Genomic DNA, 15,543 nt, shown 5'->3' with positions numbered 1-15,543 from the left:
CTTATTCATCCGATTCAGCAGTTTCAGGCTCCGTAAAGAGCGGCTCATCATCTTCTTCAAGTTCTCTCGGATAGATTCCAAGTTCTCTTGCGTCCGTTTCGCTCTTAATATCAATCTTCCAGCCTGTCAGTTTAGCAGCTAAGCGTGCGTTTTGTCCTCTTTTTCCAATTGCCAGAGACAGCTGGTAATCAGGAACAATAACAGTTGTCGCTTTTTCTTCTTCATTAACAATGACATCAAGCACTTTGGAAGGGCTGAGCGCATTCGCGACAAATTCTACAGGATCACTGGACCAGTTGACAATGTCAATTTTTTCACCTTTTAATTCATTGACGATTGCTTGCACACGCTGGCCTTTAGGCCCTACGCATGAACCGACAGGATCCACGTCAGGATCATCTGTGCGAACAGAAATTTTCGAACGGTCGCCGGCTTCTCTGGCAACAGATTTTAGCTCGACAGTTCCATCATAAATTTCAGGCACTTCAATTTCAAACAAACGCTTTAACAGGCCTGGATGTGTTCTTGACACATAAATCTGCGGGCCCTTCGTTGTTTTTTCTACTTTTGTGATATATACCTTAATGCGGTCATGGGGCTTGTAGCTTTCATTCGGCATTTGCTCATTAACCGGCAGCAAGGCTTCTATTTTGCCTAAAGACACGTAGATAAATTTATTGTCCAGACGCTGGACGATCCCTGTCATGATGTCTTCTTCACGGTCGATAAATTCAGAATAAATCACACCGCGCTCAGCTTCGCGCACACGCTGTGTGACGACCTGCTTCGCTGTTTGAGCAGCTATGCGCCCGAAATCCTTAGGTGTAACTTCGATTTCGACGACATCGCCGACCATATATTCCGGATGGATGCCCTGTGCCTCTTCAATTGAGATTTCTAATCTCTGGTCGTATACTTCGTCAACGACATCTTTTCTTGCAAATACACGGATGGAGCCAGTTTCACGGTTTAGATCCACCCGTACATTTTGCGCTTGATTAAAATTCCGCTTATAAGCAGAAATTAACGCAGCTTCGATTGCTTCGATGATAATTTCTTTACTGATGCCTTTTTCTTTTTCAAGAATCGTGAGAGCATCTAATAATTCACTGCTCATTTAACGGTCTCCCCCCTTAAAACATTTGTATTCATTAGAATGTAACAGCTAATCTTGCATTAGCTATCTTTTCATACGGAATATTGATCCGTTTCTTTCTTGTTTTGATCGTGATCTCAACTGTCACTGTTTGTCCATCAAATTCAGCCAGTTCACCTTCAAACACTTTTACGCCGTCAATAGGCTCATACGTCTTAATGTATACGTTTTTTCCTAGTGATTTTTCGAAATCGGCTTTTTTCTTTAGCGGACGCTCAGCTCCTGGAGATGAGACTTCAAGAAAGTAATTTTGGCTGATTGGGTCTGCTTCATCAAGCTTTTCGCTTAAAGCTTCGCTTACTTTGGCACATTCCTCAATATCCACACCGTCATCGGAATCAATAAACACGCGAAGGAACCAGCTTTGGCCCTCTTTGACAAATTCAATGTCAACGAGTTCCAGCTGAAGGCTGTCTACGATTGGCTGAGCCATTTCTTGAACGGTGTCAGTCACTTTTTTGCTCATGTTCTTCCTCCTTGTGCTGTCGATCTCATATTCGTCTCGTCACTCTGCATAAAAACCCTGCTTCAAAAGAGCAGGGGCTAAAAAGTAAACGATGAACATGTCGAGACAAAATTCTCCTGTTCAATACAAAAGAGCGGGTTTCCCCACTCTTTGCCTCGGTAATCGTTAGCATTTCCAATAAAACTATACCATAACCATATTTTTATTGCAAATGGATATACGCTTACCTTCATACCTAAGCAAGTGACAGAAACTCTAATATTACGATGGCACTTTTTGCTCTTATGTATGCATAGAAGCAGAATTTCTGAGAAATTCTGCATTCCATATTAGAACAGTGACAATTGGTTTTGATCAGGCAGTGATTCCAGACAGCCGTGGCGATCTAAGTACTCTAAAATCGTTTTTGATACTTTCCCTCTCTTTTGCAAATCTTCTTTTGAGAGGAATTCGCCTTCTTCGCGAGCTTTTACAATGTTCAAAGCAGCGTTCGTCCCTAACCCAGGGATAGAGTTAAACGGCGGAATTAGACTGTTGCCGTCAATAATAAACTCTGTGGCGCTGGAGCGATATAAATCGACTTTTTGGAATGAATAGCCTCTCTCACACATCTCAAGCGCTAATTCTAAAACAGTCAGAAGGTTCTTTTCCTTCGGTGAAGCATCAAGTCCTTTAGAGTTTATATCCTCCATTACCGCTCTGATTGCTGTAGAGCCCTTGATCATTGTATCGATATCAAAGTCATCTGCACGAACGGTAAAATAAGCCGCATAATACAAAAGAGCATGATGCACTTTAAAGTAAGCAATGCGGACTGCCATTAAGACATATGCCGCGGCGTGGGCTTTCGGGAACATGTATTTAATCTTTTTACAGGAATCAATATACCAGTCTGGGACATTGTTATTTTTCATTTCTTCTTCCCATTCAGGCGTTAATCCTTTTCCTTTACGCACGAATTCCATGATTTTAAAGGCAAGGGACGGTTCAAGGCCTTGATAGATTAAATAAACCATAATGTCATCACGGCAGCCGATAACCTCACTCAGCTCACAAATATTATTGTGGATGAGCTCCTGTGCATTGCCAAGCCATACATCAGTTCCGTGAGACAAGCCTGAAATCTGAACGAGCTCAGAAAAAGTGGTCGGCTTTGTATCTTCAAGCATCTGCCGGACAAATCGGGTTCCGAATTCAGGAATTCCAAGAGTGCCCGTTTTACAGCCAATCTGTTCTTCAGTCACACCGAGTGATTCGGTTCCCTGGAAGATCTTCATCACTTCAGGATCATCCGTCGGAATTGTTTTCGGATCTATTCCGCTTAAGTCTTGAAGCATCCGAATAACAGTCGGGTCATCGTGTCCGAGAATATCAAGTTTTAACAGGTTGTCATGGATGGAGTGGAAATCAAAATGAGTCGTTTTCCACTCTGAACCTGTGGCATCTGCCGGGAACTGGATCGGTGAAAAATCATAAATATCCATATAATCCGGAACTACGATAATACCGCCAGGGTGTTGTCCAGTTGTACGTTTTACACCTGTGCATCCCTGTACGAGCCGATCTATTTCGGCACCGCGCATATGAAGATTGTTGTCTCCGGCATAGCCTTTTACATAACCGTAGGCTGTTTTTTCTGCCACCGTGCCTATTGTTCCCGCACGATATACATTGTCTTCTCCGAACAATACTTTTGTGTAATTGTGTGCTTGCGGCTGATATTCCCCTGAGAAGTTCAAATCGATATCAGGTACTTTGTCCCCTTTAAATCCTAAGAACGTTTCAAATGGAATATCATGGCCGTCTTTTTTCAAAGGCGTTCCGCAATGAGGACATGTCTTGTCAGGCAGGTCAAAACCAGAACCGACAGAACCGTCATTAAAGAACTCAGAATGCTGACACTCAGGACAAACATAGTGCGGCGGCAGCGGGTTTACCTCAGTAATCTCAGTAAGTGTCGCAACTAATGAAGATCCTACGGAACCACGGGAACCAACGAGATACCCGTCATCTAGTGAACGTTTTACAAGTTTGTGAGAGATCAAGTAAATAACAGCAAATCCGTGGCCAATAATACTCTTTAACTCTTTTTCAATCCGCGCTTCGACAATTTCAGGCAGCTCTTCCCCGTAAATGCTTCTTGCACGCTGATAGCTCATTTCTCTGATCTCTTCATCGGCGCCTTCGATTTTCGGCGTATATAAATCATCTTTAATCGGCTTGATGTCATCAACTAAAGAAGCAACCTTTTGGGTATTGGTGACTACGATCTCCTTCGCTTTTTCTTCACCTAAGAAAGAAAAAGCTTCAAGCATTTCGTCTGTCGTTCTAAAATGCACTTTCGGCAGTTCATGCCTATTCAGCGGATTTGCCCCGCCTTGTGAGGATATTAAAATCTTTCTGTAGATTTTATCCTCATCATTCAAATAATGAACATTTCCCGTAGCAACAACCGGTTTATTAAGCTTTTCCCCCAGCTTCGTGATATTCGCAATAATTTCTTTCAGCGCTTTTTCATCACGGACCAGTTCAAGCTCCAGCAAGTGACGATACACTTCAGGCGGCTGAACCTCAAGGTAATCATAGAATGACGCGATATCTTCCACCTCTTCAGGCGATTTTTGCATCATTCCCTCAAAAACCTCTCCCCTGTCACAGGCAGAACCGATCAGCAGCCCTTCCCTGTATTTCTCAAGCTGAGATCTCGGAATACGCGGCACTCTGTAAAAATAATGAATATGAGAAAGTGACACAAGCTTAAATAAATTTTTAAGTCCCGTGCTGTTCACGGCAAGTAATGTTGCATGATACGGTCTTGATCTTTGATAAGCATTGGACTGACCCATATTTTCATTCAACTCATCATGGTACTGAATGCCTTTTTCAGCTGCGTCTTTCAGCATTTTCAGAAGCAAATAAGCGGTTGCCTCAGTATCATAGATCGCACGGTGATGCTGTGTGAGTTCGATATCAAACTTTTTACAAAGTGTGTTCAACCGGTGGTTCTTAAATTCCGGATAGAGAAAACGTCCAAGTTCAAGCGTATCAATGACTGGGTTTTTAGCTTTATCGACTTCAAGAAGCTTTTTATAGGCTACATTTAAGAATCCCATATCAAAGCTTGCATTATGAGCGACAAGGATATCATCGCCAATCCATTCTCTGAAATCTCTTATTACATCTACGACATCCGGAGCGTCTTGTAGCATATCATCAGTGATCCCTGTCAGCTCTATGATTGTGGCGGAAAGCGGACGATGCGGGTTCGCAAACGCCTCAAATTTATCAATAATTTCTCCGCCTTTTACTTTTACTGCAGCCAGCTCAATAATGGTATCGTATACAGCAGACAATCCTGTCGTCTCAACGTCAAAAACAACATATGTTTCTTCTTCGAGCAGACGATGTGCGGCATTATAAGCAATTGGCACGCCATCATCCACGAGATTCGCTTCCATCCCGTAAATCATTTTAATTCCATGCTTTTTGGCCGCAGAATACGCATCAGGGAAGGATTGAACGACAGCATGGTCGGTCAAAGCGATGGCCTCATGCCCCCATTTTTTCGCTTGTTCGACAAGCTTTCCGATACCCGTAACAGCATCCATTTGGCTCATTGGGGAATGAAGATGCAATTCCACTCTTTTTTCTCCTTCAGGTGCTGAATCTTCACGGGTTTTTGCTTTTATTTCGTTTACGTCATTTGCGATCATGACAAGGTCTCTGACAAATGTATCATTTTGAATGCTTCCGCGTGCTTTTACCCACATTCCTTTTTTCAGAGACTTCATCAGTGCCGCATCTTCTTTTTCACGTGCAAACATTTTGATCAAAATACTATTTGTATAGTCTGTAATTTTGAAGATACACAGCGTGCGCCCGCTCTTCAGCTCGCGCGTCTCCACATCAAACACATAACCTTGGACCGTAATTCTCCGTTCTTCGTCCATGATGCTGTCAAGTGTCCGGATTTCCTCGTTATCTTTAATTTGATAACCGATAACAAGAGGACCAGATGGTGCTTGGTCTTCATCACTTTCTTTATCTTTCTTCTCCATTTCAATCAAGGCCTGCATCGCCCGCTCTTGGTCTTCCGCAAGCTTTTGTTCCCGAAACTTTTGAACTTCCTGCTCGGATACAAATATTTCAGCATCAAGCTGAAGATCCGGAAAGCCAAATTGACGGTAGCCTGCTTGAATCATAGAACTGTATTTGTTTTTTAGCGCAGCCGCTTCTGTATCCGTTTTGGTTTTGACAATCAGTTTATTGCCCTTCAGCTTCGGTTTTTGCTGGTTTAAAAGACTGATAATCGGCGGCGAAATGCCCTGCAGTTCTTCAATGCAGCGTGACCAGTAGTCTTGAACGATACTTTCACTGACCTCGGCATCCTGAACTTCAATTGAAGATGTCACTTTTGCTATGTGGGCAAACGATTGCGTCAGCCTCGTTGTTAATGTGTCATATATTTGAAAAGGCAGCAAAGATTTAAATTGAAAATGAAAATGCCAAGACTTAGAAGCTTTGTGAATTGTCAGCTTTTTAATCTCGCCATGTTCAAAGTATGTCATGAAGGTATCATCTGTCATATTAATCTGCTGCAGAAGAATTTGAAACTGCCTTCTGTTTACTGATAACTGTTCCATTAAGACAGTATCCCTCCCTAAAAACATCATAAGTGAAGGTACCTCAGGCAATGAGGTACCTTCTATTATTTCTATTTTAACATGTTTTTTGATAAATCGTTATGGTGATTACTGCTTGCTGATAAACGCAGATAATTCGTCTACTGAAATCTCAGTTGACTCACCAGTTTGACGAATTTTCACTTCGACGATTCCTTCGTCAGCTCGTTTTCCGACAGTGATGCGGATTGGAAGGCCGATTAAATCTGAATCAGCGAATTTTACGCCGGCACGCTCAGCACGGTCATCATAGAGCACTTCATAGCCTTCCGCTTTTAAATCGGCATACAGCTTTTCAGCAAGCTCTCTTTGCCCATCGTTTTTCATGTTCAAAGCAAGAATATGAAGATCGTACGGCGCAACGCTTTTTGGCCATATTAAGCCTTTTTCGTCGTGATGCTGTTCAGCAATAGCAGAAAGCGTTCTTGACACACCGATTCCGTAACAGCCCATCAGCATTGGCTGCGCGCGTCCGTTTTCATCTAAATATGTCGCATTCATCGCTTCTGAATAGCGTGTTCCGAGCTTAAAGACTTGTCCGACTTCGATTCCCTCAGCAAAACGGATCGTTCCCTTGCCGTCTGGTGAAGGATCACCTTCTTTAATAAAACGAAGATCAGCAAATTCTTTAATTTGCGCGTCACGATTCACATTGACATTTTTATAATGATGATCTCCTTCATTTGCCCCGGCAACAGCATTAACCATTGCTTTCACAGCTTGATCGGCATATACTTCCACATCCTGATGAATACCGACAGGGCCTACAAAGCCTGGCTCTGTTCCGAGCTGCTGAATGACCTCTTCATGTGTAGCAAGCTCTACAACTTCTGCATGAAGCAAGTTTTTCACTTTAATATCGTTAACTTCATGATCCCCTCTTACAAGCACTAAGACAAAACGGTCATCAGCTTTAAACAATACTGACTTAATGCACGCTTCAGCCGAAACCTGTAAGAACGCAGTCAGTTCTTCGATTGTTTTCACGTTAGGCGTATGAACCTTCTCTAGAGCTTTAGGCTCTTCATCTGAAGGAACTTCCTGGTGAAGAACTTCAGCCATCTCGATATTAGCCGCGTACTGTGATTCATCAGAATACGCAATCGTATCCTCTCCGATCGCAGAAAGTGCCATAAATTCGTGCGTATCCTTTCCTCCCATTGCGCCTGAATCAGCGATAACAGGTCTTACATTAATGCCGCAGCGGGCAAAAATATTAGAATAGGCCTCGTACATTTTTTGATACGTTTCATCCAGGCTCTCTGCAGATGCATGGAAAGAGTACGCATCCTTCATAATAAATTCGCGGCCTCTTAACAAACCGAAGCGAGGACGTTTTTCATCTCTGAACTTAGACTGAATTTGATAAAGAGTCAGAGGGAGACGCTTATAAGATTTAACCTCATCGCGAACAAGCGAAGTGATAACCTCTTCATGCGTTGCCCCTAAAGCAAATTCACGGCCATGACGGTCTTTTAGTCTCATCAGTTCGGGACCATACGTATACCATCTGCCTGATTCCTGCCATGTCTCTGCCTGCTGCAATGCGGGCATGAGCATTTCTACGGCATCAATTTTCTCCATTTCCTCTCGAACAATCTGCTGAATGTTTTGAATCACCTTATACGCAAGAGGCATATAGCTGTATACCCCGCTCGTATTCTGTCTGATAAATCCTGCTCTCAGAAGAAGCTGATGACTTTTTGCTTCGGCATCAGCTGGAACTTCACGGAGCGTAGGAATAAGCGTCAAGCTTTGTCTCATTTCTTCGCACCTCTGATTGATTTACTTTTCGTTTACAAAAACAGCCGCTGGATATCGTTCCATGTGACAACCAGCATAAGAAGCATTAAGAAAGCTACGCCGATAAACACAACAAATGCTTCTTTTTCCCTGTTAATCGGTTTGCCCCGAATCGCTTCAATAAATAGAAACAACAGTCTTCCTCCGTCAAGTGCCGGAATCGGAAGCAGGTTGACAATCCCAAGGTTAATGCTTAAAAACGCCGCAAACTGAAATAAGTTCACTATCCCTGTTTTCGCCACTTGGTCTGTCATGTCATATATGCCGACAGGACCTGACAGCATATCGAGTTTAAATTGGCCTGTTACTAATTTGCTCAGATTGGTTAAAATGGCTTTGGTGACATCAACTGTTGATGTCGCGCCGTAAGCAACCGCTGAGAGTACGCCTTTTTCAGTCGGCGCATAGGAACCGAAACGTCCGATTGTTTTTTTGTTCTCATCTTTAACAGCTTCCGGAGTCACCGAAATATGAAGCGTTTTGTTATCTCTTTTTACTGCAACGTCCATTTCTTTCTCCGGGTTTTCTTTTACAGCGGAGACAATGTCAGTCCAAGATCTCATTTTCTCTCCGTTAATGCTTTGGATATAATCCCCTTCTTTTAGCCCTGCTTCAGCCGCCCGTCCATTGTCTGTCAGCTGCCCGAGCATAGGTTCATTTGACGGTACGCCTTGAATCAGCCCAAGCATCACTAAAATGACGTAAGCTAAAATAAAGTTCATAATCGGCCCTGCAGCAATTGCTTTAATCCGCTGCCACACAGGTTTGGAACCAAATTGGCGATTATACGGCGCAATCTGCACTTCTTCTCCGTCTACAATAAAAAAGGATGTTTCGCTGACAGTAAAGCTGGAAAGTTCGTCCTCTTTCCCCTGTTCATAACCGGTGATCTTCATGTCATGCTCTAGATCCGCTGTTTCCACTTCAATGACTAATGCATCCGGATATTTTTCCTTTTGATTGATGATGACTTTCTCAACTTGATCTTCCTTATTAAACAGAAGCCCGACCGTGTATCCGGGTTTCACCTCAATCATTTCCGGATCTTCGCCGGCCATACGAACAAATCCGCCGACCGGAAGCAGCCTGATCGTATAAACTGTTTCATTTTTTTTGAAAGAAAAAATCTTTGGACCGAAGCCGATCGCAAATTCACGGCAGAGAATTCCCGCTCTTTGGGCTAGCAATAAATGGCCCAGTTCATGGAAGAAAACGAGCGTTCCGAAAATAATGATAAACGCTATAACTGTATTCACGAACATACCACCTTATGTGAGTATTGAATTGACGTATCCCCGGGTATCTTTGTCCACTTCTTGAATGTCCGCCAGGCTCGGTTTTTTCAGTAATTGATGGCGGGTTAGTGCCTTTTCGATACAGTCTTCAATAGCCAAAAACGGTATCTTGCCAGCTAAAAAGGCAGCGACAGCTACTTCGTTTGCCGCATTTAGCACTGTCGGCATTGTTCCTCCTATTTTACCTGATTCAAAAGCAAATTGTAAGCATCGGAACCTGTCAAAATCAGCTTTCTCAAAATGAAGGCTGCCGATTTCCCATAATTCAAGCCTTTTCGCATCTGGTAATGGCAATCGGTCAGGATAAGTGAGCGCATATTGAATGGGGACTCTCATATCCGGAGTTCCGAGCTGTGCGATCACACTTTTATCATGGAACTCAACCATTGAATGGATGATGCTCTCCTTATGTAAAACCACATCAATTTGTTCATAAGGTATATCGAAAAGCCAGTGTGCCTCGATCACCTCTAATCCCTTATTCATCATTGTAGCCGAATCAATTGTAATTTTTGCACCCATTGACCAGTTTGGATGTTTTAATGCATCTTCAACTGTTACTGATTCGAGCTCCTCCCGCGTCTTGTCCCGAAAACTTCCGCCGGATGCCGTAATGATGAGGCGTTCAATGTTTTTAGCCTGTTCGCCTTGAAGAGCTTGAAAAATGGCTGAATGCTCACTGTCAACAGGCAGCAGCGGAACATCATATTTCTTAGCATGTTCTTTTACTATATGCCCTGCAGTGACAAGAGTTTCCTTATTTGCAAGCGCAATTGTTTTTTTCTGTTCAATTGCCTTTAATGTCGGGATAAGACCGACGCTTCCAAGCAAAGCGTTGACAACAATGTCAACCTCCTCCATCACTGCTGCTTCTATCAGTCCTTCTTCTCCCAGCCCGATTTGGCATTCAAAAGAAAAAGACATTTGTTTTAATTTATGATATGTATCCAGATCACCGACAGAGACAAACTTCGGCTGAAAGACCTCAATCATTGGAACGGCCTTATCAATATTTCTGCCAAACGACATAGATACCAGCTGAAATTGGTCTTGATGTGCACGCAGTACATCAAGAGTCTGTTCGCCGATTGATCCTGTTGCTCCTAAAAGACAAATATTTTTCAAAGTTGCCACTACTCCTATTCTTATTGCTGCATGATCAGTCTCATATTCATATTAGACTTTTTTATGAAAAAAGGGCAAGCAGAAAGTACAAGAAAGGCATGACAAACAAGAAACTGTCAAAACGGTCTAATATACCGCCATGCCCGGGAAGAATATTCCCAGAATCCTTTACATCGTAATGTCTTTTCAAGGCGGATTCCACTAAATCTCCCAGTTGTCCAAAAACAGACAAAAACAGCGTGATCAACAGCAGATAGATATACGGGATCGGAAGTTGTGCAACAAGCTGAAAAATCGTCGCCAATACAAGTGCGATGACAATTCCGCCTGCAAACCCTTCCACTGTTTTATTCGGACTGATTTCAGGCCACAGTTTCCGCTTCCCAAGCGATTTACCGACAAAATAGGCACCGGAATCGGTGGACCAAATGACAACACACGCATAAAAAATGTATGTTAATCCGTATTGGTCAAGATTTCTGATTTCGATAAAATAATGAAAACACATTCCGATGTAAATTGCTGCAAGCGTAATAAACCCGACTTCATCAAAAGTAAAGGTGTTCTTGACCAACACTGTGTAAGTCAGCAATAGCAGTACCGCAAATAAAGCTATTTCCATTTTGGAAATCCCGTCCGCTTCAAAAAACGAATACTGGCTTGGCAATAAGAACATCCACAATAATAAAAGACCGATCAAACCAGGCAGTGAAACCAGCTTCAGCTTTTTCATCCGTAAAAGTTCAAAAAGCGCCACACTGCTCATAGCATAAATTAATATGGTGAACGGCAATTTCCCGACAATAACCAAAAATAAAAATACAATTGCTGCCAGAACACCTGTCAAAATTCTTTGTTTCATGTCCACCATCCTCTAAATTCCGCCAAACCTCCGGCCTCTCTGCTGAAACTCTCCTAACGCCTGCAAGAAGTGATCTTCTTTAAAGTCAGGCCACAAGACGTCAGTAAAGACAAATTCACTGTAGGCAACCTGCCATAGCATAAAATTACTCAGCCTTATCTCGCCGCTCGTTCGAATTAAAAGTTCAGGATCCTGCAAAGATTCAGTCATCAAATAAGTAGAAAAAAGCGATTCATCAATGTCTTCAATATTCAAAGAGCCTTCCTTCACTTTTTCCGCGAGTGATTTTGCAGCACTGACAATTTCAGTACGGCCTCCATAGTTAAGAGCAAAATTAAGGATCATTCCGTCGTTTTGCGCCGTGTCCTGTACAGCTTTTTCAATCGCACGTAATGTGTGCGCCGGCAAAGCCGTTTCATCCCCAATGATCCGAACCTGTACATTTTCCTCAACAAGCTCTGGAAGATACGTATTCAAAAATTCTTCCGGAAGCTTCATTAAAAAATCGACCTCCATTTTCGGTCTTTTCCAGTTTTCTGTTGAAAATGCATACAATGTCAGTACTTTGACACCTAATTCGTTTGCGAGCTTCGTGGTCCTTTTTACCACCTTCATCCCTTCATGGTGGCCTGCAATTCTGGGAAGAGAGCGTTTTTTAGCCCAACGGCCATTTCCATCCATGATAATGGCGATGTGTTCGGGAATTTCTCCCTTAAGTATGTCTTCTTTTGTATAACGTTCTAAGTTGGAAGCCGCAGTTTGCTGATTCTTCCAATTTTTGAGTATGTTGAGCATGAGATTCCTCCGTCACCCAAAAAGGTTACATTCCCTGCTGATAATCAATGTAATCAACAGTATTAACAAAAAAACCCCCTGTAAACATGAGAGGGTCTTTTCACTATTATCTATTGTACATAGTTTTTCATTAAACTTCCATGATTTCTTTTTCTTTGTCTTTTGTGACACTGTCAATTTTTGACACATATTCATCTGTCAGTTTTTGAACGTCTTCAGTGGAAGCACGCAGTTCATCCTCAGTAATGTCTCCGTTTTTCTCAAGTTTTTTGAGATCATCGTTAGCATCACGGCGAACGTTACGAACAGCTACTTTTGCTTCTTCAGCATATTTTTTTACAACTTTCACTAATTCTTTCCGTCTCTCTTCTGTTAGTGCCGGAATTGCAATTCGAATCATATTGCCGTCACTTGTTGGTGTAAGACCTAAATCAGCTTTTAAAATCGCTTTTTCGATATCGCCGATTGCTGTTTTATCGTATGGCGTGATAACGAGCATACGAGCTTCAGGCACGTTAATAGAAGACAACTGATTTAAAGGTGTCTGCGCTCCGTAATATTCAACCGTTACTTTATCTAATAATGATGGATTTGCACGGCCTGCGCGTACAGTAGCCAATTCGCGCTGATAAGCAGCAATTGCTTTTTCCATTTTTTCTTTTGTTTGAGTTAATACTTCTTTTGACACGTTATTTCCCCCTCACAATCGTTCCGATTGATTCACCGATAACGGCACGTTTGATATTTCCTTCTTCCATAATAGAAAAGACGATAAGCGGAATGTCATTGTCCATGCATAAAGAGGAAGCTGTTGAATCCATGACTTCCAGGCCGTCTTTAAGAACGTCAAGATAAGAAAGTGATTCATACTTAACAGCTGATTCATCTTTTCTAGGATCAGCATTATACACACCGTCAACGTTATTTTTAGCCATTAAAATAACGTCTGCCTCAATTTCAGCAGCCCGCAGTGCAGCTGTCGTATCAGTTGAGAAATATGGGTTTCCTGTGCCCGCAGCGAAAATAACGACACGTTTTTTCTCTAAGTGGCGTATCGCTTTTCTTCTTATGTACGGTTCAGCAACTTGTCTCATTTCAATGGATGTTTGCACTCTGGACTGGATTCCGAGTGTTTCCAAGCTGTCTTGAAGAGCAAGCGAATTCATTACTGTCGCCAGCATTCCCATATAGTCAGCAGTCGCGCGGTCCATGCCCAGGTCACTTCCTGTTTTTCCGCGCCATAAGTTGCCGCCGCCTACAACAACAGCCACTTCGACTTCAAGCTCAGCGATTTCCTTCACTTGCTTTGCAATGGATTGAATGACAGTCGGGTTAATTCCATTTCCCTGTTCTCCTGCCAATGCTTCCCCGCTAAGCTTTAATACGATACGTTTGTATTTTGGTTTTTCCATGATAACCTCCAAGTGTAAACATTGCCGTTTTCTATTATGCAAGAGAAAAAAAGGTTTGTAAATATAGTTTTAAAAATAGGGAACACAAAATGTGTCCCCTATACTGCCTGAAAAGACGCGACTTAGCCGCGAAATCTTTTCACCATTATTTTTTCACTTGGTTCATTACTTCTTCAGCAAAGTTTTCTTGACGTTTTTCGATGCCTTCTCCAACTTCATAGCGGACAAAAGTTTGAACAGTAGCGTTTTTCGCTGCAATAACTTGTTTCACTTTTTCATCTGGGTTTTTAACGAACGCTTGGTCTAATAGACAAATTTCTTCGAAGAATTTGTTCAGACGGCCTTCAACCATTTTCGCTACGATGTTTTCAGGTTTGCCTTCTTGGAGGGCTTGCTGAGTTAAGATTTGACGCTCATGATTTGTTTCTTCTTCAGATACTTGATCACGAGAAATGTAACGAGGGTTAACTGCAGCAACGTGCATTGCGATATCTTTCGCAGTTTCTTCATCAGTTGTACCGTTGAGAACAGTTAATACACCGATGCGGCCGCCCATGTGAAGGTACGCACCGAATGCAGAGCTGTCGTCTTTTGTAAGAACTGTAAAGCGGCGAAGAGTGATTTTCTCACCGATTTTAGCAACTGCGCTTGTGATGTACTCTTCAACAGTTGAGCCATTTTCCATTTTTTGGCCCATTGCTTCTTCAACATCAGCTGGCGTGTTTGCAAGAAGGTGGTCAGCTAAAGTGTTAAGAAGCTCTTTAAAACCTTCGTTTTTCGCAACGAAATCAGTTTCAGAGTTTACTTCTAGGATAACGCCTTTGTTGCCGTCAGTTTTAATAAGAGTAGAACCTTCTGCTGCGATACGGTCAGCTTTTTTCGCTGCTTTTGCAATTCCTTTTTCTCTTAAAAGGTCAATTGCTTTGTCCATATCTCCGTCAGTTTCAGTTAACGCTTTTTTACAATCCATCATGCCCGCGCCAGTTTTTTCACGCAGTTCTTTTACTTGCTGTGCAGTAATTGCCATTTGTATTCCTCCTTATATGTTTAAACAAGAGTATGTATATTACACATTTTTCTTGAAAAAAGGTGATAAAAGGCAGTCCCTCTTATCACCTTTTGAATAGGTTACGCAGTTGTTGTTTCTGTTTCTGGTGCAGTTTCTTCAGCAACTTCCGCTTCTTCTTCGCCTTGCTTCGCTTCTAAGATTGCATCTGCCATTTTAGAAGTTAGAAGTTTAACAGCGCGGATAGCGTCATCGTTCGCTGGGATAACAACATCGATTTCATCTGGATCACAGTTAGTATCTACGATACCGATGATAGGGATGTTTAATTTGCGAGCTTCCGCAACAGCGATGCGCTCTTTGCGAGGATCGATGATGAATAATGCATCAGGAAGATCCTTCATATCTTTAATTCCGCCTAGGAATTTTTCAAGACGCTCTAATTCTTTTTTCAATTGAACGACTTCTTTTTTAGGAAGTACATCAAACGTACCGTTTTCTTGCATTTTTTCAATGTCTTTAAGACGTTTAATACGTTTTTGGATTGTTTCAAAGTTTGTTAATGTACCGCCCAACCAGCGTTGGTTGACATAGTACATGCCAGAGCGTTGAGCTTCTTCTTTAACAGAATCTTGAGCTTGTTTTTTTGTTCCGACGAAAAGGATTTTTCCGCCTTCAGCAGCAAGATTTTTAGTGAAGTTGTAAGCTTCCTCTACTTTTTTGACTGTTTTTTGAAGGTCAATGATGTAGATTCCGTTACGCTCCGTGAAAATGTAACGCTTCATTTTTGGGTTCCAGCGGCGTGTTTGGTGACCGAAGTGAACACCAGCTTCAAGCAATTGCTTCATAGAAATGACTGACATGTTATTTCCTCCTAATATAATGGTTTTTTTCCTCCGCTTAGGTCATTTTTGTGCAGAACTGCCGCCTGCAGCACCCTC

The 15,543-nt window shown here is 42.3% G+C and carries 12 protein-coding genes; all 12 read right to left on the bottom strand.

The genetic code is table 11. The features are described 5' to 3' along the window. Position 1 precedes the first annotated feature (1 nt). Positions 2 to 1,117 (bottom strand): transcription termination factor NusA, encoded by a 1,116-nt coding sequence (nusA, locus tag MHI44_RS20470; RefSeq protein ID WP_003231912.1) that lies wholly within the window; start codon positions 1,115 to 1,117, stop codon positions 2 to 4. 34 nt (positions 1,118 to 1,151) lie between these two features. Beyond that, positions 1,152 to 1,622: a ribosome maturation factor RimP gene (rimP, locus tag MHI44_RS20465; RefSeq protein ID WP_003231915.1), complete on the bottom strand. Its 471-nt coding sequence runs from the start codon at positions 1,620 to 1,622 to the stop codon at positions 1,152 to 1,154. Positions 1,623 to 1,951: 329 nt separating this feature from the next. Beyond that, positions 1,952 to 6,265: a PolC-type DNA polymerase III gene (locus MHI44_RS20460; RefSeq protein WP_029726487.1), complete on the bottom strand. Its 4,314-nt coding sequence runs from the start codon at positions 6,263 to 6,265 to the stop codon at positions 1,952 to 1,954. 108 nt (positions 6,266 to 6,373) lie between these two features. Further along, a complete protein-coding gene (gene proS / locus MHI44_RS20455; RefSeq protein ID WP_003231918.1) occupies positions 6,374 to 8,068 on the bottom strand; it encodes a proline--tRNA ligase in 1,695 nt (564 codons plus the stop codon). Positions 8,069 to 8,100: 32 nt separating this feature from the next. Next, the gene (gene rseP, locus MHI44_RS20450; RefSeq protein WP_010886508.1) at positions 8,101 to 9,369 is read right to left on the bottom strand and encodes an RIP metalloprotease RseP; all 1,269 of its coding nucleotides are present in this window, start codon (positions 9,367 to 9,369) and stop codon (positions 8,101 to 8,103) included. A gap of 6 nt (positions 9,370 to 9,375) precedes the next feature. Continuing rightward, positions 9,376 to 10,527, bottom strand: a complete 1,152-nt coding sequence (gene dxr, locus MHI44_RS20445; RefSeq protein ID WP_003245155.1) for a 1-deoxy-D-xylulose-5-phosphate reductoisomerase — start codon at positions 10,525 to 10,527, stop codon at positions 9,376 to 9,378. Between the two features lie 61 nt (positions 10,528 to 10,588). Next, positions 10,589 to 11,398 carry a phosphatidate cytidylyltransferase gene (cdsA, locus tag MHI44_RS20440; RefSeq protein ID WP_015252087.1) on the bottom strand — a complete coding sequence of 270 codons (810 nt, stop codon included), beginning with the start codon at positions 11,396 to 11,398 and terminating at the stop codon, positions 10,589 to 10,591. Between the two features lie 3 nt (positions 11,399 to 11,401). Next, complete coding sequence (locus MHI44_RS20435; RefSeq protein ID WP_003231925.1) at positions 11,402 to 12,184, bottom strand: isoprenyl transferase; 783 nt, start codon at positions 12,182 to 12,184, stop codon at positions 11,402 to 11,404. A 130-nt stretch (positions 12,185 to 12,314) separates the two neighbouring features. Next, positions 12,315 to 12,872, bottom strand: coding sequence for a ribosome recycling factor (gene frr / locus MHI44_RS20430; protein WP_003231927.1), 558 nt, complete (start codon positions 12,870 to 12,872; stop codon positions 12,315 to 12,317). Position 12,873: 1 nt separating this feature from the next. Next, positions 12,874 to 13,596, bottom strand: a complete 723-nt coding sequence (gene pyrH, locus MHI44_RS20425) for a UMP kinase (RefSeq protein ID WP_003220923.1) — start codon at positions 13,594 to 13,596, stop codon at positions 12,874 to 12,876. Between the two features lie 145 nt (positions 13,597 to 13,741). Continuing rightward, positions 13,742 to 14,623, bottom strand: coding sequence for a translation elongation factor Ts (tsf, locus tag MHI44_RS20420; RefSeq protein ID WP_003231929.1), 882 nt, complete (start codon positions 14,621 to 14,623; stop codon positions 13,742 to 13,744). A gap of 101 nt (positions 14,624 to 14,724) precedes the next feature. Then, positions 14,725 to 15,465 (bottom strand): 30S ribosomal protein S2, encoded by a 741-nt coding sequence (rpsB, locus tag MHI44_RS20415; RefSeq protein WP_003220918.1) that lies wholly within the window; start codon positions 15,463 to 15,465, stop codon positions 14,725 to 14,727. Between the last annotated feature and the right edge of the window lie 78 nt (positions 15,466 to 15,543).

It is taken from the genome of Bacillus sp. FSL K6-1366, from assembly GCF_037976695.1.
Classification (GTDB): Bacteria; Bacillota; Bacilli; order Bacillales; family Bacillaceae; genus Bacillus; species Bacillus subtilis.
Note: the sequence above shows the minus strand (reverse complement) of the source record. Positions and strands in the feature narration are given on the sequence as shown.